Origin of the sequence: Pseudomonas sp. B19(2017), assembly GCF_002113165.1 — a bacterium.
Taxonomy (GTDB): domain Bacteria; phylum Pseudomonadota; class Gammaproteobacteria; order Pseudomonadales; family Pseudomonadaceae; genus Aquipseudomonas.
On the sequence record NZ_NEJR01000002.1, the window covers coordinates 22865 to 45465 of the forward strand.

A 22601-nucleotide genomic window follows, 5' to 3' on the forward strand; every position below is an offset into this window, starting at 1 on the left:
TCACAGCAGGCCTCACAAGGTGCGCGAAACGACGACACCTACGTAATCGCGATCACGGAACAACTGGTCATACGGGGTATCGCCGCCCATGAACTTGGCGTAGTTGAACGACACCTGCCAACTGGCCGGGTTACGCACGAAGTTGAGGTAAAGGTTCATGCTGCTGGCGTCTTCGGTGAATGTCGCCGAGAGGTTGGGAGTCCGCCCCCCGAGGGAACGCGAATAGAAGACCCCTGGCGTCACCTGCCAGCCTGGAAGCAAGGTGCCGTCGTAGGTGAGGCTGAAGTCCAGGTTGATTCCGGATGAGGTCTTGTCACCGTGAGCCTTCGGCGCCGTCGCAGGGTCCAGCTGCCAGGTATTGCCACCGGCGGCGATGATTTCACCGTCATAGCTGCGGTGCAGCCCCGGGTACTTGATGACCACCAGCTCGGTCAGCAATGTGCCGGTGCTGGCGCCGGTGAAATCGAGCAGTGTGGGCGAGTTGGACGGCGTCATGCTGTAAAGCCCGGTGAGGTGCCACTGGAACTTCTTCTCGTCCTTCCAGCACTTGCCGCGATTGTTGCTGCATAAATCCAGCACCGGGTTGAGCGGCACCGCATCCTTGGGCCGGTAGGACAGCTCGGTACCCACCGCCCAGTCGCCGATCGGCATGTTCGCGCTGATGCCGTAGAGCATGCGGTCTTCCGGATACTCCCACTTCTGCGCCACGGCGAAGGTGTCCGGGTCCAGCAGACGCATCGTCAGTGATGGCAGCTTGTCGTGGTAGCGCATCACGTACAAGCCGACGTTCAGGTCGCTGTCCTGGGGCTGCCAGCGTAGCGAAAGGCCCCATTGCCCGCTGTCGCGGGCGTCCTTGTCATCGAACCCGTAGGTCTTCATCCCGCTGCCCAGCGCCGAGGTGTAGGACCAGTAGCTGCCAACCGGTGGCACCTCGCTCTTGTTCCAGGCGAACTGGTAATAGGCCTCGATGTTGACCCCGCTACCGAGGCCCGATGCCAGGCTCAGCATCGGTGCCGGAAGCACCGCTTCCTTCAATTGCACGCCCGGGCGCGAGAGCGCCTGGATGTCGTAGGCGTTGGTGTTGTTGATACCGCCGAGCACGAACAGGCTCTCACCCCAGTTGATCACCTGGTTACCCAGGCGGGCGCGAACCCGCTGCTCGCCGATATCGAAGCCCTTGCTCACCCAAAGGTCGAGCAGGCGCGCCTTGAATTCCAAGTCATCGCGGGCGGCGCTGGTCAGCCCGTCCTTGCCAACGCCATCAGGGGTGTAGAACGACAGAGCGCCGCTGGTATCGGTGGCTGCGAAATCCCGGATCCAGCTGCCGCGAGCCATGAAGGTAAAGTCTTCCGGCATTTTCAGCAGCAGTTCATGGGTGCCTTTGAGGTAATGGGTAAACAGGTCACCCTTGTCGTAGTTGAGGTCGCCCTGGTCGCCGATACCGGAGGTCTGTGCCAGGCAGCCGCTGGGTGGATGATGCCCGCTGGTGCCCTGGTTGATCAGATTGCAACCCTGGGACTCGGTGCGGATACCCATACCGTAGGAAATCGTTGAATCGAACGAGCCCCTGATGGACTCGGTCTCGAAGGTGAACCCCATTGCCAGGGGAGTCATGCACGCAATAGCAAGGCCTGAAGCTTTTGTGATTGTTGTTTTCATGTCGGCGCTCGAAGTGGGAAAGTTCAACGTTCGCTGATGGCACGCAGATTGTCCGAGGTGTAGAAGTCACGCTTCAGACGTGGGTTGCCAGCATCCTCGGTGAGCCAGCGATGATCTTTCTTGCCAACGCCGATGGAGGTCATGTCGTAGAGGTAGCGGCCGTCGACCAGGTTGTACTGGACCTGGGCTTCCATATCGCAGGTGCCGGTCTCGTAGACAGGGATGGGGTAGCCCTCGCGAACTTTCCAGATCTGCCCCTGCTTGTCGTAGTCGACCGCAACCAGACCGTTCCAGCTGTCCTCGTCGATGTAGAACACACGCTTGGGTGCCTGGTGGCGCATGCCCTGGCGTACGGTCGCCTCAACGACCCAGACCCGGTGCAGCTCATAGCGACGATACTGCGGCGCAAAGGCGTTCTGCTGCGCAACATCCTCGATACGGGCGGATGAGTCATAAGCACCGAACGAGTTGTAGGGCACCAGAAGCTCCTGCTTGCCGACCAGCTTCCAGTCGAAGCGGTCCATCGGGCCGAAGAAAATGTTCGACTCGTCGATGGTGTACTGGTTGTCCAGGCCGATCTGCGGCGAGTCATAGGAATAGGACGGCATGCGACGCACCCGGCGCTGGCCAGGGAAGTAGTAGAAGGTGCTCGCCTGCTCGCCGGCCTTGGTCGTGACCACCCCGGCCTGGCCAGCCAGTGCAGCCGGCTCGTTGTAGGAGAAGTAGGTAGCGACCTCGAGTCGGTCGAACGAGGAGAACAGCGCACTGCCCTTCTGCCCCCACGGCGTGTACATGAACCAGTCGGTCGAGGTCTGCAACCAGCTCCCGCCGCCGGGACGCGGTGAAATGCCGGACACCGTCTTGGCCATGTCGAAGCCTACGCCGCGGTAGCGCATCTTCATGTTCCACATGACCTCGGCGCCGGTGGTCGGCATGGGGAACGGAATACCTGGAACATGAGCGTCCTGCAGCGCAACCCCGTCGGCGTCGAGCGTGGCGAAACCGACATTCTTGCGCGTATTGTCGACGACGAAGTCCGGTGCACCGCAGGTGCGTCGGGTCGGATAGACATCCATGCGGTAGTCGGGAATTTTCTTGAACAGCTCCAACTGGCCTGGAGAAAGCTGCTTGGCGTACTGCGCTACGTTTGCTGCGGTAATGCTATAGAGCGGCTTGTCGTCCTTGAACTTCCAGGACTGCCCACGCACCTGCCCATGACTCCAGCCTGTGTCCTGCTTGCCAGGTGGCGCCCAGGCGGGAATCACGCCATCGGCGCTGGCAGCGACTTCAGCGCCCAGGGGCGTCAGTTTCGTTCCCAATTGCGAAGCATCGTTCTGCGCAGCCTGCACTGCGCCACAGGCGGCCAGCGCCGCAAGCGCCAGTGCCAATGACCTCCCTCTGCAGGCAATGGAAGTTCCAACATCAAGGCGCTGATTCACATCTTTCATGCGAGGTTCCTCACGAGCTCTTGGCGACCGTTCGGCGTGCCTCGTTCGAGGCAGGACTGACGGCTGGGTTTGTTTCGAAGGCATGGTCAGATGACGACCACGCAAGGGTAAAAAAGCAATTTACTTGCCAATATTTTTTTATGTTAATTTTCAATATATTACAATTTTTATAACAACTGATATGTGCTACCTGGCGACTCAAATGCCCTTCTTTGCAGCATGCAGAACGGCGAGATGTGCAATTACGGAACATTTGTTACTTTAAATCAAAGGAGGATGATTTCGCCCGCTGCCCCAGGGCGAGTCCGAGCCGGGGCAGGCAGCGTTATCGAGAAAAGAAGAACAGCGGATGCACGCAATGGACGCTGAAGTACGTAGACAGGCTTTGGTCAAGGCAACGTTGAACGAACCTGTTGCCCTAATGCCGAAAGACATCGCCGATGCCGGCAACGGGATGAACGTGAGGGGTAATGCCTGGGCTCGCATTGGCGCGCACGGTCGACAGGTAGACACTGCCTGCACCCAGCACAACGAACACAATGACAATAAGCATTCTAGTCATGACGATCTCCGTAATCGGCGCTTCGCCGCAGCAGAGTTTGTTTTTGTTGGTGCGTCCTCTCCGAGTCTGACGGCCAGCATGCTCGAATGCTTCACATATCGCGCCACTAAACAGGCTTTTCATGACACCCTGGAAAGCCATGTTCCAGAGTGGTGGACAGCTGTTACGATGACTCATCACACCCCGGCCACTGCATGCGCACTGCCAGACCAGAACCTTCGACATGACTTCTTTCGTCCTCGACATCGCCCTGCTCGGTTTCGACGAGTTTTCGACCCGCCAGGGCCTGGATGCCCGCACACTGCTCGAAGAGGCAGGCGTAATGGAAGGCCGAACCGACCTGCCGCTCAGTGGCGAGCGCTTTGCCGCACTCCTGGAGCTAGCGTCGCGCAGGTCCGGCAATGCGCTGTTCGGCCTGCAGCTTGGCTTGCAGCAAGGGCTTTCAGCGCTGGGCACGCTGCACTATGTGATAAGCAGCGCTCATACGGTCGGCGATGCGTTGCAAGCTTTGATCCGCTATTTCCCTACCCACAGCAATGGCGCAGAGCTCAGACTTGAGCAACGGGGTAACCAGGCCTGGCTGCTCTATGATGTGATAGACGCAAACGTGTCAGTCACCCGGCAGACCGTCGAGCTTGCCATGGCGCTCGGCACCAAGATCATGGAGAGCCTCTTGGGGCGGGCCTGGAAACCCCAGGAGCTTCTGCTTCGCCACGCTGCCGGCGCCCGTCTGAACACATACCGTAGCTTGCTGGACATCACTCCGCGCTTCGACAGTGCGGTCAATGCCTGGGTATTCAATCACGCTCTGCTGACCCATTCACTCGGTGAGCGTGATGCTGGCCTGCAGGTGTTGATGAAAAACCATTATGACGAGCTTGCGTACCTCACCCTGCGCGAGCTACCCGCCCATGTACAACGGCTAATGCGGCACGGCCTTTGCGATGGGCAAGCCAGTGTTGAACACATAGCCGGGCAGCTTGCGCTCAGCCCGCGCACTCTGCAGCGCTACCTGCAAGCCGAGGGTACCCACTTCCAGGCTTTACTGGACGATACCCGGCAGGCCATGGCCAAGCGTTATCTCTGTGATTCCACCTTGAACCTGACACAGCTTTCCGCGTTGCTTGGCTACACCAGCCTGGGTGCCTTTTCCCGCGCATTTACACGCTGGAACGGCATCAGCCCGCAGAAATGGCGGCAACATCATCGCAATGGGCTACTGGCAGCACCGGAAACCCACGAGGTTTCGCCGCCATGAAAGCGGTATCCGCCGCGGCCAGCGAGCGCAGCACGACCACTGGCTCGTTCATCCGTGCGCTGGCGCTCAGCAAATTTACCGAATTCGCCAGCAATGAAGGGCTCAGGCCAACGGCGATGCTCCGGCTGATGGCTTTGCCTGTGGACGTGGAACAATTCCCCCAGCGGATCCTTGCCTACCAGCGCTACTGCGGGTTGCTGGATTTGTGCGCACAACACGCCGAGCTGCCGCTGTTCGGTTTGCGGTTCGGGATGCACCAAGGGCTGGCAGTATTCGGTGACATGCTCTATCTGGTCGGCAGCACCCAATCGGTAGGCGAAGCACTGCTGGAGCTCAAGGACAACTATGCAGTCTTCAATGGTGCGGTCAGCATGCAGCTCATACCTGCACGCGATCAGGTCTGCCTTGAGTTTTCAACGCCTCGGCAGTACGGCCCCGGGCAGTTCCATGCCGCAGAGCTGATGTGCGCCGTGGCCCTGAAGCTGTTGCGCGCAATGATCGGTGACGAATGGCAACCTGATCATGTGGCCTTCTCCCACGCGCCACTTGGCAGCGAGCTGGACTACAGGAGCATCCTTGGCTCACCTGCGATGTTTTCCTCGGCGTTTACAGGCCTGGTCTTTCCACGGGATGCCCTGTCGCTGCCACTGAACGCCAAGGACACAACGTTGCACCAGCTGCTGGAAACGCACATAGGCCGGATGGAGCGGTTGTCCAGCGCGGCACTCCCTGGATCCATCAAGCAACTGCTTCGCCACCTGCTTCCCAGCGGCCGTGCGACAGTGGACAAGGCCGCCAGCTGGATGGTCGTGAATCCACGGTCGCTGCAACGCCAACTCTTCGCCGAGGGCACGTCATTCCAGCAGCTTCTGGACGAAGTGCGCCAGGAATCAGCCCAGCACTACCTGCAGGATCCTGCCATCAGCATGAGCAGGCTGGCGAAGCTTCTGGGATATGCAGACTCGAGCGGCTTCAGCCGCGCCTTTCATCGCTGGTTTGGCCTCACCCCGCTCCAATGGCAACGAAAAACCGGGCTGGCCAGGCAACCGCGCCTGCTCCGAGGTCGAAAAAACTACAACGGCCTTGCCGAGTAATGCTGCCTGGCAACAATGTTGCCAGGCACATGGCTCAAAACTGCGAACTGTCCAGCAGATACAGCGATTCACTCCCGGCTTTCACGGAGGCTATCAATGAATGGATCCGAGGTAGCAGGCGGGCGAAGTAAAAGCGCGCGGTACCCAGCTTGCTGGCGTAGAAGTCGTCTCGACCTGCCTTGGGCAGCGCCGCATGAGCCATTCGCGCCCACATATAGGCGTAGACGGTGTAGCCGAAGACATGCAGATACTCGACCGAGGCAGCACCCACTTCGTTGGGATCGCCCTTGGCGCGGTCCAGGATCCAGGCCGTCAATTCCTCAAGATTGAGGACCGCAGCCTTCAATGGTGCGGTAAATTCGGCCAGTGCTGGTGGCGCCGAATGGATGAAACCCAGCACCTCGTCGATCAAGGTTTTCGCGGAGGCACCACCCGTTCCCAGGACCTTGCGGCCGAGCAGATCCAGCGCCTGAATGCCATTCGTACCCTCATAGATCTGGGTGATACGGCAGTCACGTACCAATTGTTCCTGGCCCCACTCGCGAATATAACCATGCCCGCCAAACACCTGCTGGCCGTGCAACGTGGCTTCCAACCCCATGTCGGTCAGGAATGCCTTGGCGACCGGCGTCAGCAAAGCGACGAGTTCTTCTGCACGCTTGCGCGCCTCGGCGTCTTCGCTGTACCTGGACGTGTCCAGTTGCATGGCGACATAGCTGGAAAATGCACGCCCGCCTTCGTTCAAGGCCTTCATGGTAAGCAGCATGCGGCGTACATCGGCGTGGACGATAATCGGATCGGCAATCTGCTGCCCATCGGCAGGTCCACTCGATGCCCGTCCCTGGACACGCTCACGGGCATAGCTGATCGCACTCTGATAAGAACGCTCGCCGGTAGCCAACCCTTGGACGCCCACTCCGAGCCGTTCGTAGTTCATCATGGTGAACATTGCAGCCAGGCCTTTGTTCGGCTCGCCGACCAACCACCCCAGGGCACCATCGAAGTTCATCACACAGGTCGCTGACGCCTTTATGCCCATCTTGTGTTCAAGGGATCCGCAACTCAGGCTGTTCTTTTCGGCCAATGTGCCGTCGTCATTGCTCAACACCTTGGGTACCAGGAACAGCGAGATACCCTTGGGACCGGCAGGGGCGTCAGGCAGCCGAGCCAATACCAGGAGCACGATATTTTCGGTCAGGTCGTGCTCACCGCCGGTGATGAAGATCTTGGTGCCGCTTATCGCGTAGCTGCCATCCGCTTGCGGCTCGGCACGAGTACGGATGATGCCCAGGTCAGTTCCGGCATGCGGTTCGGTCAGGCACATGGTGCCTGTCCACTGACCGCTGTACATCCTCGATAGATACTGGCCCTTTAGCGTTTCGCTCGCATGCGCATTGATTGCCATGCACGCGCCAGCGGTGAGCATGGGGTACAGACCAAATGACAGGTTGGCCGCATTGACGATTTCATCGACCAGTGTCGAGAGCATCTTCGGCATCCCCATCCCGCCATGGCTGGCATCGCCGGCGACCCCGCCCCACCCGCCCTCGGAAAAGGCCCTGTAGGCTTCCACAAACCCTTGAGGTGTCGTTACCCGCCCGTCTTGCCACTGGCAACCTTGCTCATCACCGGGACGATTCAGCGGTGCCAGTACCTCGGCTGCGAGCTTGCCTGCCTCGTTCAGGATCGCCTCGGCTGTTTCCGAGTCGATAAAGTCGTGCAGAGCAGGAAACTGGCCCCACAGTTTACTGGCCTCGAATACTTCATTGAGGATGAATTGCATATCCCGCAGGGGTGCTTGGTAATCAGACATGGCATTTCTCGAAAATGAGTTGGGTGATGCGCATCCCGGGAGCGAAGTGCACACAGGGCAACCGGATTACTGCTATTGCTGGAACGGGCGACAATTAAAGAAAACCATCGTTATGCTAATTCGTGGAATTGCTCGTTGGCAATGCCCTTTCGGCTGTGCTGTCGCTGCCCCATTGGTGTGCAGGCTCACCGCCCTGACGTGTAGAAAGCCGTCGGCGCCTGCCTGAGAACGGCAATGCGTGCCGAGATGCAGGTGCGCATCACACAGTCAAATCGATAACCAGAAAGCCCCACGGTGCCTCAACACCTCGAACGCTAATTCATGAATTGCACATTTTCTGGCGTGATCTGTTAAGTCTCTGCCGCGCGGAGCCTTTAGACTTCGAAGCACCTACAACAAAAACCGGCAACCAGCCAATCGCTGGACTCGGAGAGATTCATGCGCCGAATTGCGTTCATCGGCACGGTCACGCTTTTGCTCACAGGCACGTTGTATGCGGCAGAGCAAATCGTGCAGACCAGCCCCCTTTACCCTTGGCCTGTCTACCTGATGTCCAGTTTCGCGGACATCCTCAACCCCCTGCGCGATGCATTGGCAATCTAATGCTGATTTGCCCACATCCTTCATCCGACAAGCACGACTTCCAGTCGTCAAAGCCAGGGGCTTTGCGGTCGGTAATGCACTGCCGCATGAACCCTGCCCGCTTCAAACCCCCGTCAACGCAACACGCCCCCGCGTCCTATCGAGGAATACAGCATGCACTTTGAATACAGCCCTAAAGTTCGAGACCTTCTCGGGCGGCTTGAGCGTTTCATGGAAGATCACGTATACCCGGCCGAGCACGAATACCACGACTTCATCGAGCGCTCCGACAACCGTTGGGTCATTCCTCCGGTGATAGAGCAACTCAAGGCGCGTGCGCGCAGCGAAGGCCTGTGGAACCTGTTTCTGGCGAAGTTCGACGACTACGGCTCGGGCCTTACCAACCTGGAATATGCGCCGCTGGCCGAGGTCATGGGCCGCTCGTTCATCGGCCCGGAAGTGTTCAACTGCAATGCGCCGGATACTGGCAACATGGAACTGCTGGCCCGCTATGGCAGCGAAGCGCAGAAACACCAGTGGCTGCTGCCGCTGCTCAACGGTGAAATCCGTTCAGCGTTCGCCATGACGGAACCAGCGGTTGCATCCTCCGATGCCACCAACATCAAATGCCGCATCGAACGGGACGGTGATGAGTACGTGATCAACGGTCACAAATGGTGGACCACCGGCGCACCCGATCCCCGTTGTGCATTCCTGATCGTGATGGGCAAGACCGATCCCGATGCCCCGACGCATTACCAGCAGACGCAAGTCATCGTGCCGATGGATACCCCCGGCCTCAAGCTACTGCGCCCCCTGCGCGTGTTCGGTGACGATGATGCCCCGCACGGGCATGCCGAAATTCTCTTCGAGAATGTACGCGTTCCGGTTGGCAACCGGATCGGCGACGAAGGGCAAGGCTTCGAAATTGCGCAAAGCCGGCTGGGTCCAGGCCGGATTCATCATTGCATGCGCCTGATCGGATCCGCTCAACGTGCATTGGAGTTGATGTGCGCCCGGGTCGAGCACCGGGTAGCGTTCGGCAAGAAGCTCTCTGAACAAGGTTCGATACGCGAGGACATCGCTCGCTCGCTGTGCGATATCGAGCAGGCACGCCTGTTGACCTTGAAGGCAGCCGACAAGATGGACCGCACCAGCTACAAGGACGCGCGCGATCTCATCGCGATGATCAAGATCGTTGCCCCGACCATGGCGCAGCAGGTCATTGACCGCGCCATCCAGGCCCACGGCGCACTGGGTCTGTGCCAGGACAGCTTCCTGCCGCGCGCCTTTGCCAATGCCCGGGCCATTCGCCTGGCCGATGGCCCCGATCAGGTGCACATGGCCTCACTGGGCAAAGCGGTGATCAAACGCTACACAGCTTGAGGAACGACTACATGACCCACATTGAAAACCTCGACAGCGAGCGCCTGGGCGCCTATCTGGAAGCCGTTCTGCCCGGTTTCAACGGCCCCGTTGCATTGGAAAAGTTCGCTGGCGGGCAGTCGAACCCGACATACCGGCTACGCGCTGGCGGGACCGATTACGTGTTACGCAGCAAACCACGGGGCGCACTGCTGAAGTCCGCTCACGCGATCGACCGTGAGTTTCGCGTCATGCAAGCCCTGCGCAACACCGAGGTTCCGGTAGCCCACCCGTACCACCTCTGCGAGGATGCCAGCATCATCGGCAGCGACTTCTACCTCATGTCCTTCGTGGAGGGGCGGATTTTCTGGGACCCTGCATTGCCCGAGATCGAGCAAGCCCAGCGCGCTGCCTACTACGACGAAATGAACCGCGTACTCGCAGCTATGCACCGCCTGGACGTCGAAGCCATCGGCCTCGGCGATTATGGTCGAGCGGGTAACTATTTCGAGCGGCAACTCGTGCGCTGGACCCAGCAATACCAAGCCAGCGAAACCGATATCAACCCTGCCATGAACCAGCTCATCGAGCGGCTACCGGGGCTGCTGCCACCAGACGACGGACGCGTCAGCCTGGTCCATGGCGACTATCGCCTGGACAACTTCCTGTTCCACCCTACCGAGCCGCGCATCCTCGCGGTAGTCGACTGGGAACTGTCCACTCTAGGCCATCCCTTCGCCGACCTCGCCTATCAATGCATGCAGTGGCGCATGCCGAATGACGGCCTGATCCGAGGGTTGGGCGGCCTCGACCGCAACGCATTGGGCATACCAGACGAAGATACCTATGTCGCCGACTATTGCGCGCGCATGGGACTGGAAAAGATCGAAAACTGGAACTTCTACCTGGCATTCAGTTTTTTCCGGCTTGCGGCGATCGCCCAAGGTGTAAAAAAACGCGCCCTGGAAGGCAACGCTTCCAATACGCGGGCGCACGAAACGGGTGAGCTGGCCCGGCCGCTCTCGCAAATGGGGTTGGGCCTCATTGCCCCTGGGAACTGAAATTTCCGTTGTTTGGAGAAGATACGATGGTTAATGAACGTTTTTCGCTGGCTGGCAAAGTCGCTCTCGTCACCGGGGCTTCGAGCGGTATCGGTTATTGTCTCTCCCGCGGCCTGGCGCAGGCTGGCGCCACGATCGTGGCTTCGGCTCGCCGGCTCGACCGGATCGAGGCGCTGGTGCACGACATCCACAACAGCGGTGGCAAGGCCATCGCTGTCGCCATGGATGTGACCTCCAGTGACAGCGTACGTGCCGCGTTCGACGCTGCGGCAGCCCAGGTCGGCTTGTGCGACATCATTATCAACAATGCCGGTATCGCGGCCCCTGCCCCCTTCCTGGAGACCGACGAAATCTCGATGGATGCGGTGCTGGACACCAACTTCAAGGGGATCTGGCGTGTATCCCAGGAGGCCGCACGTAGGCTTGCCGAGGCAAAGCGCCCGGGAGCGATCATCAACATCGCCTCGATACTCGGCCTCGGGGTGCAGCCCGGTTACAGTGTTTATGCAGCGTCCAAGGGCGCAGTCGTCCAGTTGACCCGGGCACTTGCCAATGACCTGATGCGCTTCGGCATCCGGGTCAATGCCATTGCCCCCGGCTGGTTCGAAACTGAAATGAGCCAGGCATTTTTTGCCAGCGAAAAGGGGCAGGCTGCCATACGCTCGATGCCATCTCGACGCCTGGGCCAGCTGGACGAACTGCTTGGCCCGGTGATCATGCTCGCTAGCGAGGCGGGCTCCTTCGTCAATGGCGTGGTGCTACCGGTAGACGGAGCCCATCACACTCGTTTGGCATAGGCGTATTCCAGAACAACAGCTCAAGTGCAGCGGCAATCTGGATACGGTGGTCGACAAAAGGAACCGGCAACAGGTCCTGGGCACGCTCCAACCGGCGCAGCAGTGTATTGCGGTGAGTACCCAGTACTTCGGCGGTCTGGGTGATATTGCAGCCATTGGCCAAGAAGGCGTGCAATGAGTGCTGCAGCACTGCCGGCTCCGTCGCCAGCCGCCCCAGAGTGCTCAAGACGAACTGCCTGGCCGCGCGGGCGTCCTGGGTCATCAGAGACACCATCCGCACCTGATCGATTGTGGCAACGGCGGGGGCTCCCGCCAAACGGCCCATCAGTCTCTGGGTGGTCAAGGCTTCCATATGTGAGCGACGGAAGCCGTTCACACCTGTGCCCGGGGAGCCGATTGCCACGCGGATATCAACCCCGCATGCAGGAAAATGCAGCGCTTCTGCTCAAGGCCTTGGGTAGCCGCCCTGACACCGCCCCGCAGGTGGTGCAAGCCCTGACACAACTAGTCGATGGCGCCCAACTGGACGCAGGGAAGGAGGCATTGCTCGAGCATGTCAGCCAGTGCACGACAGCACCTCGCAAGCCATGGTGAGCGAGCTGACGAGCCGCTGCGAAGCAATTCTTGCCGCCCATGTGCAAGCGCAAGCGCCCTCGCCCGTCGCGAAGCCATGCTCCAGGGGCTGGCCGAACTCGGCTACGAAGTGCGCGAAGGCATGATCACCGCCTGGGCCGACTCGGGCAAGATAGTGCTGCGCAAGTCGGCCACGCCAGGCTATGGTGTGGAGCTGGGAGGCAAGGCCGAGAACGGCCGCATGCAGGTGCGTGCGGTGGCATTGAGCCGTGATCGAGACACGCAGCGCGACAAGGATATCGAGACGATCTGGTGCAACGAGTTCGGGCGTCTGCAGGCGATGCTTCAGGGCAATGGAAGCAAACTGCTGATCGAGCGAGCGATGGGAGTGGGAGAGACGCCACTTAAAGAAGTGCTTGCCGCTGAAGACGAAGACATGGCTGCTGCCGCACAGCTATGGACGAAGTAATTTGGCGGCGTCTATGCCGTAAGCGAACGGGCAACGCCGCCTGAAGGCGATCTGCACAGAGCCACTGATAGTCCGCCAGTTTGCTCCGATCGATCCTTCTGGCCTATAGGTACATCGGGATCAGCAATCGCATTCCCCTCTGCCGATCTAATCCAACACTTCGACTGCGGCCGCCCAAGCCTGCAATGCCTCGCAGGCGGCAAGCGCAATCTGCTCGTCGCTGCGGCCATCGAACTGGCGCTCGATCGCATCGGCGGCGATCAAACCGGCCACGGTCGGCGTACCGACGGCATCGGTAAGATCCAGCCACTCGCCCCAGCTTGCCGGGGTGTCGTACCAGCGCAGATAGCCCGAGGGCGAGCGTGGCCACCAACGCTGCTCGAACTGCATCACCACCTTTTCCACGCGCCCCATTCCCAGATGCGCCAACGCCTCACGCTGAGCCGCAGGCAGCGCTGGCGTGAAGACCAGGGTCTTCAGAACGCCCAGGGGTACCGTGCAGATACAGAAATCAGCCTGCTCGTCGTTGACCCGGACGCGGTTGCCGGACCAGTCGATATCGGACACTGGCTGGTCCAGGCGGATATCTAGTCCCGAGGCGAGGAGCGCGATCAATTGGCTGTAGCCCTCCGGCAGGAACCGGTCCCCATTGCCGACGCCCTCCTCGTCGAGCGCATTGACCGACAGTTCGGCCAAGGGCAGACAGGCTTCCAGAATGAGGTTGCCATCGATGGCAAAGCGGGTCGCGCGCGCCTGGTCGGTGGCAAGCCCCGACAGATAACGCGCAACCCCCTCTGCCAGCGGCAGGCTGCGGTCGATACCGCCAAGTAACGCGCGCCATGCCGCGTCGATATCCGGCACGGCACCCTCCCTGGCGGCGGCAAGCGGACAGTTGAAATCGGTTTCGACCAGCCTCATCCCCTGATCCTGAGCCAACTTTGCCAGGGAATTGTCATTGAACTGCTGGAGCCAGGCCGCTCCGACATCGACCCTGACCTCCCCCAGACTGACAGTGTGGGTACGGCCACCGACACGATCGCGCGCTTCCAGCACGACGCAATCGACACCTTCGGCCTGCAAGCGGCGCGCGGCGGCAAGGCCCGCGCAGCCGGCGCCGATCACAATCACCTGGCGCGCACCGGCAGCAAGCGCCAGTTCAGCGGCCCGCAGTCCGTCGTCCCAGGCGCCGTGAGCCATGGCCGGCGCTTTCGGGTTACAGGCCTCACCGGCGAGTACCAGCCGTCTACCCACGCACTCACCCAGCACCTGGCGATGGCGCGGTGTCCCTCCGGGTAGCAAGGTGCTATATGCCCCACGGCAGAAGGGATCGTTTCGCCAATGGGTGACATGCCAGGCGAGGGGTTTTCGCACGGTACTCTCCACGATCCGAGGTTGTTATATGGTCTAATTAATGTTCATTTTTCTGAATGTAGAAAGACGATAATCATCAGGTTATCTGACAATGATCTTTTCCAGCGACTCCCTCCAATTTTTCTGCTCGTGCTCGATGGCGGCTCTTTTTCCGCTGCCGCACGCAAACTTGGCCGCGTACGCTGGTCGGTACGTAGAAGACCTGCCGAGCTCTACGATCTGGGCAACGAGGTATCACGGGTACTGACAGAGCGAGCTATTGAAGCCTTGGGAACTGTCGAAGGGATCAACGGCTAATCGTTAATGCGCGAGATCCATCGAGGCAGCGCTGAAAATCTTTACCTCGGCGAGGCGCTGGCTGGGCTTTCGCCCGTCGCTGCCGGACTCGCTACCGGTCATTGGCGTCTCGCCGAACGAACCACGCCTGATTCACGCCTTTGGTCATCAGCACCTTGGCTTGACACTGGCGGGGGTAACAGGGCAACTGGTAAGCCAACTCATCGAAGGAACAGCGCCTGCATGGCTCGACGCGTTTTCCTCACGCCGTTTCTGACCCAAGGAGATTGACCCATGACCATTCAGCGCAAACAGATCAACCCGCGCATGAGCCAGATCGTGATCCACCGCGACACCGTCTATCTTGCCGGCCAAGTCGGCGAGACCGGCCAGACGGTGGCGGAACAGACCCGAGAAGCCCTGGCGCGGGTCGATGCACTGCTCGATGAGGCCGGCACCACTCGCCAGCACCTGCTTCAGGCCATTATCTGGTTGGCCGACATGGCAGACTTTGACGAGATGAATACCGTATGGGATGCCTGGGTGCCCAGCGGCCATGCACCGGCGCGAGCCTGCGGCGAGGCGAAGCTGGCAGATCCGCAGCTGCTGGTGGAAGTGATCATTACCGCTGCCGTTCCCCAGTAATGTCACGTGGAGCCGGGCTTGTGACGAGCCCGGATGGCCACCGAAAGGCTCAAGCTTCGGAACTCGTTTTCGACCCAGGCTGTGTGAAAACACCTGTGAAGAAAATCGATTGGTCGCCGTTGAAGTTGTCCGAATAGTTGCCGCCCAGCAGCACGCCCCAGGCGCGCAGTTCAGCATGGTACTCGCCGTAGTTGAAGTCGCCCTGGCGCGGGTACGCGTACTTGATGTACGAGGTGTCGAGGGTGACGTCGTCGTTGATCTGCCAGAAGTAGCCGGCGTAGTAGTCCAGCTCCTGGCGCGTACTGTTGCCGAAGCCGAAGTCGACGTTCGAGCTCCATACGCCTGCGTATAGGCCGCTGGCATGAGCCAGGGTCAACGAGCCCTGTAGGGCGGGATCGTTCTGGGTCTGGGAGATGCCGCGGGTGCGGTAATCGCTGAAAACGCCAGCCTTAGCCTCGAGGCTGAAATCGTCGTTGAGGTCGATGGCATGGGCCAGCGGGGCGCAGGCGAGCAGGCCACCTGCGATTAGGCTGCGTACGGTCATTCGGTGCTTTCCATTTATTGTTGTGCACGGTGTAACGGGGGAGTGGCGTTTTGCGGCTGCAGCTGCTCCCACAGGAACTCGTGTCGAGTCCGTGGAAGCGGGTTTCTCTGCGATGCGATCAGCGCTGGTAGATCTGCTTGCCGGCGAACCAGGTCTGCAGCACCTGGGTGTCACGCATCGCTTCGGGATCGACGTTGAGCACGTCTCGGTCGAGGACGATCATGTCGGCCTGCTTGCCCACCTTCAGTGAGCCGACCTGCTGCTCCAGGCGCATGGCGCGGGCGGCATTGAGGGTGTAGGCCTGGAACATGGTTTCGCGGTCGATGGCCTCGTCGGCATTGAGCACGCCTTTGGCGCCCTTGCGGCTGACGGCCTGGTAGATCGCCTTCCACGGCTCCGGGGTCGTGATCGGCCAGTCGCTTGCGCCGGCGATGGTCGCACCCGCCTTGTAAAGCGAGTGGGCCGGGTAGCTGTGGGCGAAGGCATGCTCATCGACATACGGCTTGACCAGGTCGACGTTAGTTTCGTCGGCACTGGCCCAGTACAATTGCATGGAAGCAATTACATCGAGCTGTTTGAAGCGTGGATAGTCCTGGGCGCTGACCATCTGTAAGTGTGTGATCGAGTGCGGGACACCACTGTGTCGCGCGCGTCGGGCCTGTTCTACGCCGTTGAGTGCCTCGCGCACGGCGCGATCGCCGATGGCATGCACATGAACCAGCCAGCCACGGGCATCGGCGGCATCGACCAGTTCACCGAAGTGCTTCGGATCCAGCAGCAGTTCACCGCGTTGGCCGGAGTTTTTGTAGGGCTCAAGCATCGCCGCGCTTTGCGCTGGCATTTCGGCAACGCCGTCGGCGAACACTTTGATGCCGGGCAGGGTGAGATTGCGTACACCGAGGAACTGCTGGCGTACCTTGTCCAGCTCATCCAGGTCGGCTGGGCGGGCCTTGGAGTCGGTCATCAGCAGTGCGGCGATGTGCGCTGTCAGTTCACCTCGTTCGGAAAGGTCCTTGTAGACCGGCAGCACGCCCAGCGAGTCGTTCTTCACATCCGCGCCGGGCAGCTCGTTGGCCAGCGGGTCCATCCAGCCGGTGATGCCCAGCTGCTTGGAGTAGGCCAGGGCCATGCGCCCGGCGGTCATCAGGGTGTCGTGGGACAGCGGCGGCAGCAGGTCGGTCACCGGGTAGTAGCTGGCGTCGGCCAGAAAGCCGTTGGGCGTGCCGTCCTGATGCTGGCCAATGGTGCTGCGTGCTTCGGTGGGCAACGCCGCGATGGTCTTGGCGTCGATCTTGGCACGCTTGAGCAGGGCCTGGTTGGCCCAGCCGGTGTGCATGTCGTTGGCGGCCAGCAGAATCGGCTGGTCGGCCCATTCGCCATGGTTGAAACGCTGCTCCAGAGCCGGGATGTCATCCCAGTAGGTGCCCGGTACGCCGCCGACGGTAAGGAACTCGCCACGCACGGCCTTGCCATCTTTTTGCCACCCACGCAGGCGTTGCTCCAGTTCATCTAGGGGGATCTGCTCGCCCATCAGGTTGGCCAGCTCCAGTTGCAGGCCCCCTTTGATGGCATGGGAGTGGGAGTCGAGCATGCCTGGCATCAGCACCTTGCCGCGCAGGTCGATGACCTGAGTGCCCTCGGCCTTCAGGCCCAGCACGGCCTGGTCGGATCCCACGGCAACGATCTTCTCGCCCTCGACCGCCACCGCTTGCTGCAGCGGTTGGCCTGGCTCGGCGGTGTAGACCTTGGCGTTGTGAAAGATCACGTCCACTGCCGCGAAGCTGTGCAGGGAAGTGCAGGCCAGGCCCGCGCTGATCGCCATCTTCAGGAGGTGCTTCATTCGGTGCCTCGTTCTTGTTGTGATTGCGCCGCAGCCTAGCCAACGCGCAAGGCCGGTTAAATGCGGCGATAGGCACAACTTTTTTCGCGATCGGGAAACAATCCCTTGCCTATCATTGCCATGGTGCAAGGCACACGCCGCTCGACGCCTATTCAAATCCGCGCTTTTTGCAGGCTTGATGGAAAGGCGTAGATCTTCGCGCACTCTCTCCAATCCCTCGCTTGTGCCGAACAGGAAGAAACCATGGACAAAATGACGGCCCTGACCATCTTCGTCGCCGCCGCCGAACACGGCAGCTTCAGTCGTGCGGCCGAGCAATTGGGCAAGACGCCTTCGGCCATCACCAAGGCCGTCGCCCACCTGGAGGCCGAACTTGGGGTGCGCCTGTTCGAGCGCACCACCCGGCGCATGGCGCTCACCGAGGCCGGCAGCCTGTACCTGGAAGGAGCGCGCCAGGCCTTGATGCACCTGCAACTGGTGACCGAGGAAGTGGAGCAGTTGCAGCACGAACTACGTGGCACCTTGCGCATCACCGCGCCGCCGTCGTTCGGCCCGGCGTTTCTCAACCAGGTGTGCTTTCGCTTCATGCGCGAACACACGCAGGTGCGCCTGGAGGTGAACCTCAACGACGCCAACGAAGACCTGATCGACGGCGGTTACGACCTGTCGCTGCGCGACGGCCCCACAGACCAGCCCGAGCTGATCGCCCAGCCGCTGATCGAAAACCGCGTGATCCTCTGCGCCAGCCCCGACTACCTGGCCCGGCGTGGCAAAGCCATCACCTTGGAGAATTACGCCCAGCACGACTGGTTGCTGCTGCGCCATCCTCTGCTCAATCGCAGCTTCTGGTGGGTCGAGCACGAGGGCCAGACCTTGCGCGTGCGCCAGCCCACGCCTCGACTGGTGAGCGACAACTTCGACTTCCTGCTTGCCTGCCTGCTCGATGGTCATGGCCTGCAGTTCGTGCCCACCTGGTGCGCCGCGCCCTATTTGGCCAAGGGGCAACTGGTGGAAGTGCTGCCCGACTACTGGCGGGCGTTGAGTGCCTTCGGGCCCTGGGTGCACGTGCTGTACCTGCCCCATCGGCGCAACACGCGCAAGGTGCAGGCCTTCATCGCCTTGCTGCACGAGCAACTGCGCAGCCAGGGGCTGTAACCAAGCCGCGGGATTCAGTTGTTCCACTCAGGCACAAAAGTTGTGCGGGTTGTGGCGATGATCGTCCGGGAGTGGCTCGTTAGGCTAGCGGTGGTTGCTTGAACACAGCTGCCACTTCGTGCCCTGTCCATTGCCCTGTCACTCTCACGCAGGTACATGTAACAGGGGGAGAGGCTGCCTCACTCTTTCCAGAACAGCAACGATGCCTCGAGCCTGCTGTACCAGGAGTTCCCCGCAGTGAAGATCCACACCCTAGTCACCGATATCCGCACGCCCGCCGAACGTGGTCGTCAGATCGGCGAGCGCTTCGCCGAGCAGATCCGCCATACCACCCAGCTGTACCTGGACTTCTTCCCCCGGGTGGGCGTGTCCCTGCGTGAGGCGCAGCGCATCGGTGAAAACAGCCTGGCCGCCCTGGAAGCCTGGAGCCCGAACCTGGCGGCCGAGGTGATCGGTCTGGCCAGCGGCGCCGACCTGCCGTTGTGGCAGCTGGCAAGCCTGAACGCCCGTACCGAGGTGCTGGCGGCGCGCACCCGTCACAGCGAATGTTCCACCACTGTGCATGCGCCGCGCGGCCCGCGTGCGCCGCAGACCCTGCAGACCTGGGACTGGCACGACAGCCTCTGCCCTCACGGCCTGATGCTGGCGCTGCACACCGAGCGTGGCATGAACGTCAAGCTGTTCTGCGAATTCGGCATGCTCGCCAAGCTGGGGGTGAACAGCTCAGGTCTGGGCCTGCATTTCAATATCCTCCATCACACTAGCGACAACGACAGCGGGGGGGTGCCAGTACACGCGATTGCCCGCCGTCTGCTCGAAGACGCCAGCAGTGTCGAGGAAGCCATCGAACTGGCCCGTTCGGCGCGGGTCAGCGCCTCCACCGTGCTCACCGTGTTCTCCCGCGAGGACAGCAGCCCGCGCGCCGTCAGCATCGAGCTAAGCCCTGAGTGCACGGCGCTGGTGCTACCGCGTGAAGACGGCTGGTTGCTGCACACCAACCACTTCCTCGACCCGCAGCTGAGCCTGGGCGAACAGGTCGCCGACCGCGCCGACACCCAGTGTCGTCTGGGGCACCTGGAGCAGGTGATCGGCCAGATGGGCAGCGCCGATCTGCGCGTCCGTGCCGAAGCCATGTGCGGCGCGCAAGGCGACAGCGCACCGATCTGCTTCCACCCGGACATGGCCATGCCCGATACCGAACGTTGGGAAACCCTGCTGAGCGTCGGGATCGATACCGAGCGCGGCGCGCTGGAATACGTAGCGGGCACGCCGCTGCAACTGGCCAAGGCTGGCTTTGAGCGTTTCTGAGCCCACCCGGTGCCACTTGAATAGGGCGGCACCCGCTGACAATGAGAACAACAACAATGCATGCGGAACATTCCAACCCTGCGTCGTCCCGGTCTGCGCTGCGGACCTTCTGCGTCTCCGGCATGGGCACTGCGCTGGAGTTCTATGACTTCATCATCTACGGCACTGCGGCTGCGCTGGTATTTCCCCAAGTGTTCTTCCCGCAAATGGACCACCTGACCGCGACCTTGGTGGCCTTCAGCGCCTTTGGCGCCGGCTTCTTCGCCCGTCCGCTGGGCGGTTTGGTGTTCGGCCACTACGGTGACCGCATCGGCCGCCAAAAGGTGCTGGTCGCGACCTTGCTGCTCATGGGCCTGAGCACCTTCCTCATCGGTTGCTTGCCAAGCCATGCCAGTATCGGCGTCGCTGCCCCGATCCTTCTTGTGCTGTTGCGCCTGATCCAAGGCTTTGCCGCCGGTGGCGAATGGGGCGGTGCCGCGCTGTTCGGCATCGAGTCGGCGCCGCCGGGCAGGCGAGGGTTGTGGGGCAGCTTCACGAGCATGGGCATCGGCGTCGGTGGCATCCTTGGCGCTGCGGTGTTCGCCATCGTCAGTGCCGCCTTCAACGACAACCTGGTGGACTTTGCCTGGCGCATCCCCTTCTGGCTCGGTGGCACGCTGGTGCTGATCGGCCTGTATGCGCGCCTGAAAGCTGCGGTACCGGTCCCCGCCCCCACGCTGAAGACGGTCCGCGCACCGATGGCCGATGCCTTGCGGCAGCGTCCACGCCAGCTGCTGCTGTGCACCGGGATCGCCTTTGGCTACTGCACCATCGCCTATATCGGCAGCACCTTCTTCCTGACCTACGCTACCCAGGTGGGCTTCGGCAGCACCCAGGCGTTGATGTTCGACCTTACCTTGTCGATCGCCATCGTGTTCTCCGCGCCGCTGTTCGGCTACCTGTCTGACCGTCTGGGTCGGCGCACGGTGATGGTGTTCGGTGCTGTGGTTATGGCGCTCGGGCTGTTCATCTTCTTCGAACTGGTAGGCATGATGAGCTTCGGTATTGCCCTGTTCGCCTACAGCTTGACCGGTCTGCTGATGGGCGCAACCCAAGGTCCCATACCATCGTTTCTGGGGGAGCAGTTCCCGCGCAATATGCGGTACTCGGGAATCTCGGCCAGCTATCAGATCGGTGCAGCACTGGGCGGCGGCACGGCATCTAGCATCGCCACTGCAATCCTTATCTTCACTGACCACAATCCGCTAGGCGTGGCGTTGTATGGAGCTGGCGCGCTGGCATTAGTCGCGTTGTGCTCGTTGTTGTTGCCCGAAACATCGCGACTGAGCATGGCGGAAATCGACGATGAACCTGATAGTGTTGCAGGGGGAGCGAGCTGGTGCGGAACCAGTACGCGTTGGCGAAAAAATAGTTGAATGTGTATTTCTGGATAGGAGGCGTCCGAGTCGAAGTTGATCGTGAGCTACAGAAGCTGCCTTCGCTCTTTACCCGCGTAATGCTTAAGGCAGCCCTCCCGACATGCGTGCCGGCCAGGTGTAAGCTTGGTCTACCCATCGTCTTGGCTCAGCGAATGTCCGCAATGGGTCGAAAACGGTCATTCGCGACCGGCAGCTATCGACTCATAGCTGCCTCTCAGCCCTACACGGCTGAGCGGATTCGTATACGGTTGATGTTTTTACGCCCGTATTGGCGGGTCAAACCCGCTCCTGCGGCGATCGCATTCAGATCGAAGCCAGCAACTCGTTTCGTTGCTTATGGCAGACGCTTAAGCCCGCACTGATGCCTGGCACCTTCAAGGCTTGCTTCAAACGCCTCTAGCCCAGCGTATAACTGTTGCAGCCCAGTGATTTGCCCCAGCACTTCACGTTTCTTGTCGGCAATGGCCTTGCCCGCCAACTCCCACGGCAAATCAGCACCCTGATGCCTCAGCAGAATCGCCTGCAATTCTTTCAGTTTGAAACCCAACTGCTGCGCGCATTTGATGAACGTCAGCAGCTCGACACTCTGCTGATTGTAAACGCGGTACTGCCCCTGGCGCTCGGGCGGCGGCAGCAGGCCAATCGCTTCGTAGTGGCGGATGGTCTTGACCGTGGTGCCCGACAGTTGGGCGGCTTTGCCGATGTACATGAATGTCCTTTTCATAAGGGAGCGGGGCATCATTGCATGGCGCCAGCGGTTCGGGAACCACATAGCCGCAGGTCAGCTGGCGATGCCTCGTGCCAGTTCGAGCCAGGCTCCACGCCGCCGCGCGCTGGAGCCGAGCAGCGGCCCGAACATCAAGGTACGCAGCGGTCTGATACCGCAGAACTGCAACGTGGTTTTGCGCACCTGGTGAAGGCCAGGCATGCGATACACCCAGCGGTAGTACCACGGCGGTGTATCCATCGTCACCAGCAGATGCGCCGTTCGCCCCTTGAGCAGTTGCTCGGGGAAAGCCTTGCCTGCCCTATACTGAAACGCGAAACCGGGCAGGAACACGCGATCGAAAAAGCCTTTCATCAATGCAGGGATACCGCCCCACCAAATGGGGTAGATAAAGGCTAGGTGCTCGGCCCAGGTGATGTCGGCCTGGGCCCTGAGCAAATCGGGTTCCAGAGGCTGCGCTTGCCGGTAGCCATTGCGTAGTACCGGGTCAAAGCTCAAAGCATCAAGCCGTAACACCCTTACATCATGGCCGGCACTTCTGGCCGCCTCGACATAACTCTCGGTCAACGCTGCACAGAAACTCTCGCTTGACGGGTGCCCCAGCACCACTAGTACTCGTTTGCTCATCATCACTTC

At 60.8% G+C, this 22601-nt stretch carries 21 protein-coding genes and 1 pseudogene; 12 read left to right on the forward strand and 10 right to left on the reverse strand.

Features of this window, described 5'->3' with window-relative positions; genetic code table 11:
* Positions 1-12 precede the first annotated feature (12 nt).
* The 3 genes from CAF70_RS03060 to CAF70_RS03070 all read right to left on the reverse strand — a co-directional run bounded on the left by CAF70_RS03060 (position 13) and on the right by CAF70_RS03070 (position 3894).
* Positions 13-1659: a DUF1302 domain-containing protein gene (locus CAF70_RS03060; protein ID WP_371915934.1), complete on the reverse strand. Its 1647-nt coding sequence runs from the start codon at positions 1657-1659 to the stop codon at positions 13-15.
* 23 nt (positions 1660-1682) lie between these two features.
* Positions 1683-3107 carry a DUF1329 domain-containing protein gene (locus CAF70_RS03065; protein WP_085622617.1) on the reverse strand — a complete coding sequence of 475 codons (1425 nt, stop codon included), beginning with the start codon at positions 3105-3107 and terminating at the stop codon, positions 1683-1685.
* A 418-nt stretch (positions 3108-3525) separates the two neighbouring features.
* Positions 3526-3894, reverse strand: coding sequence for a hypothetical protein (locus CAF70_RS03070; protein ID WP_143491538.1), 369 nt, complete (start codon positions 3892-3894; stop codon positions 3526-3528).
* Here CAF70_RS03070 and CAF70_RS03075 point away from each other — a divergent pair.
* On the forward strand, positions 3893-4927 hold the full coding sequence (locus CAF70_RS03075; protein WP_085622613.1) for an AraC family transcriptional regulator: 1035 nt from the start codon (positions 3893-3895) through the stop codon (positions 4925-4927). The two genes, CAF70_RS03070 and CAF70_RS03075, sit on opposite strands and share 2 nt — an antisense overlap.
* Positions 4924-6021 carry an AraC family transcriptional regulator gene (locus CAF70_RS03080; protein WP_085622611.1) on the forward strand — a complete coding sequence of 366 codons (1098 nt, stop codon included), beginning with the start codon at positions 4924-4926 and terminating at the stop codon, positions 6019-6021. The genes CAF70_RS03075 and CAF70_RS03080 overlap by 4 nt, the downstream gene beginning before the upstream one ends.
* A 34-nt stretch (positions 6022-6055) precedes the next feature.
* Here CAF70_RS03080 and CAF70_RS03085 read toward each other — a convergent pair whose 3' ends face one another.
* Complete coding sequence (locus CAF70_RS03085) at positions 6056-7834, reverse strand: acyl-CoA dehydrogenase C-terminal domain-containing protein (protein WP_085622609.1); 1779 nt, start codon at positions 7832-7834, stop codon at positions 6056-6058.
* 438 nt (positions 7835-8272) lie between these two features.
* Between CAF70_RS03085 and CAF70_RS27540 the strand changes: the two genes are divergently transcribed.
* The 4 genes from CAF70_RS27540 to CAF70_RS03100 all read left to right on the forward strand — a co-directional run bounded on the left by CAF70_RS27540 (position 8273) and on the right by CAF70_RS03100 (position 11639).
* Complete coding sequence (locus CAF70_RS27540; RefSeq protein WP_158090302.1) at positions 8273-8437, forward strand: hypothetical protein; 165 nt, start codon at positions 8273-8275, stop codon at positions 8435-8437.
* 153 nt (positions 8438-8590) lie between these two features.
* A complete protein-coding gene (locus CAF70_RS03090; RefSeq protein WP_085622607.1) occupies positions 8591-9802 on the forward strand; it encodes an acyl-CoA dehydrogenase family protein in 1212 nt (403 codons plus the stop codon).
* Positions 9803-9813: 11 nt separating this feature from the next.
* Positions 9814-10842, forward strand: coding sequence for a phosphotransferase (locus CAF70_RS03095; protein ID WP_085622605.1), 1029 nt, complete (start codon positions 9814-9816; stop codon positions 10840-10842).
* A gap of 26 nt (positions 10843-10868) precedes the next feature.
* A complete protein-coding gene (locus tag CAF70_RS03100) occupies positions 10869-11639 on the forward strand; it encodes an SDR family NAD(P)-dependent oxidoreductase (protein ID WP_085622603.1) in 771 nt (256 codons plus the stop codon).
* On the opposite strand, the gene CAF70_RS03105 is transcribed toward CAF70_RS03100, so the two are convergent.
* Positions 11587-11901, reverse strand: coding sequence for a helix-turn-helix domain-containing protein (locus CAF70_RS03105; protein WP_256573258.1), 315 nt, complete (start codon positions 11899-11901; stop codon positions 11587-11589). The genes CAF70_RS03100 and CAF70_RS03105 overlap by 53 nt on opposite strands.
* A 283-nt stretch (positions 11902-12184) precedes the next feature.
* On the opposite strand from CAF70_RS03105, the pseudogene CAF70_RS03110 reads away from it, so the two are divergent.
* Positions 12185-12681 (forward strand): annotated as a pseudogene (locus CAF70_RS03110) (hypothetical protein); the annotation flags it as partial.
* Positions 12682-12828: 147 nt separating this feature from the next.
* Here CAF70_RS03110 and CAF70_RS03115 read toward each other — a convergent pair.
* A complete protein-coding gene (locus CAF70_RS03115; protein WP_085622599.1) occupies positions 12829-14064 on the reverse strand; it encodes an NAD(P)/FAD-dependent oxidoreductase in 1236 nt (411 codons plus the stop codon).
* 346 nt (positions 14065-14410) lie between these two features.
* On the opposite strand from CAF70_RS03115, the gene CAF70_RS03120 reads away from it, so the two are divergent.
* The gene (locus tag CAF70_RS03120; protein WP_371915937.1) at positions 14411-14605 is read left to right on the forward strand and encodes an FAD-dependent oxidoreductase; all 195 of its coding nucleotides are present in this window, start codon (positions 14411-14413) and stop codon (positions 14603-14605) included.
* 17 nt (positions 14606-14622) lie between these two features.
* Positions 14623-14973, forward strand: coding sequence for a RidA family protein (locus CAF70_RS03125; protein WP_085622595.1), 351 nt, complete (start codon positions 14623-14625; stop codon positions 14971-14973).
* Positions 14974-15022: 49 nt separating this feature from the next.
* Here the strand turns inward: CAF70_RS03125 and CAF70_RS03130 are convergent, their stop codons facing one another.
* Both CAF70_RS03130 and CAF70_RS03135 read right to left on the reverse strand, forming a co-directional pair.
* A complete protein-coding gene (locus tag CAF70_RS03130; RefSeq protein ID WP_085622593.1) occupies positions 15023-15517 on the reverse strand; it encodes a TorF family putative porin in 495 nt (164 codons plus the stop codon).
* Between the two features lie 118 nt (positions 15518-15635).
* Positions 15636-17357, reverse strand: coding sequence for an amidohydrolase (locus tag CAF70_RS03135; protein WP_085622591.1), 1722 nt, complete (start codon positions 17355-17357; stop codon positions 15636-15638).
* A gap of 243 nt (positions 17358-17600) precedes the next feature.
* On the opposite strand from CAF70_RS03135, the gene CAF70_RS03140 reads away from it, so the two are divergent.
* The 3 genes from CAF70_RS03140 to CAF70_RS03150 all read left to right on the forward strand — a co-directional run bounded on the left by CAF70_RS03140 (position 17601) and on the right by CAF70_RS03150 (position 21235).
* Positions 17601-18512, forward strand: coding sequence for a LysR family transcriptional regulator (locus CAF70_RS03140; protein WP_085622589.1), 912 nt, complete (start codon positions 17601-17603; stop codon positions 18510-18512).
* Positions 18513-18749: 237 nt separating this feature from the next.
* Complete coding sequence (locus CAF70_RS03145; protein WP_085622587.1) at positions 18750-19820, forward strand: C45 family peptidase; 1071 nt, start codon at positions 18750-18752, stop codon at positions 19818-19820.
* A gap of 56 nt (positions 19821-19876) precedes the next feature.
* Positions 19877-21235, forward strand: coding sequence for an MFS transporter (locus tag CAF70_RS03150; protein WP_085622585.1), 1359 nt, complete (start codon positions 19877-19879; stop codon positions 21233-21235).
* A gap of 337 nt (positions 21236-21572) precedes the next feature.
* Here the strand turns inward: CAF70_RS03150 and CAF70_RS03155 are convergent, their stop codons facing one another.
* Both CAF70_RS03155 and CAF70_RS03160 read right to left on the reverse strand, forming a co-directional pair.
* A complete protein-coding gene (locus CAF70_RS03155) occupies positions 21573-21947 on the reverse strand; it encodes a MerR family transcriptional regulator (RefSeq protein ID WP_085622583.1) in 375 nt (124 codons plus the stop codon).
* Between the two features lie 72 nt (positions 21948-22019).
* Positions 22020-22595: an NAD(P)H-dependent oxidoreductase gene (locus tag CAF70_RS03160; protein WP_085622581.1), complete on the reverse strand. Its 576-nt coding sequence runs from the start codon at positions 22593-22595 to the stop codon at positions 22020-22022.
* Between the last annotated feature and the right edge of the window lie 6 nt (positions 22596-22601).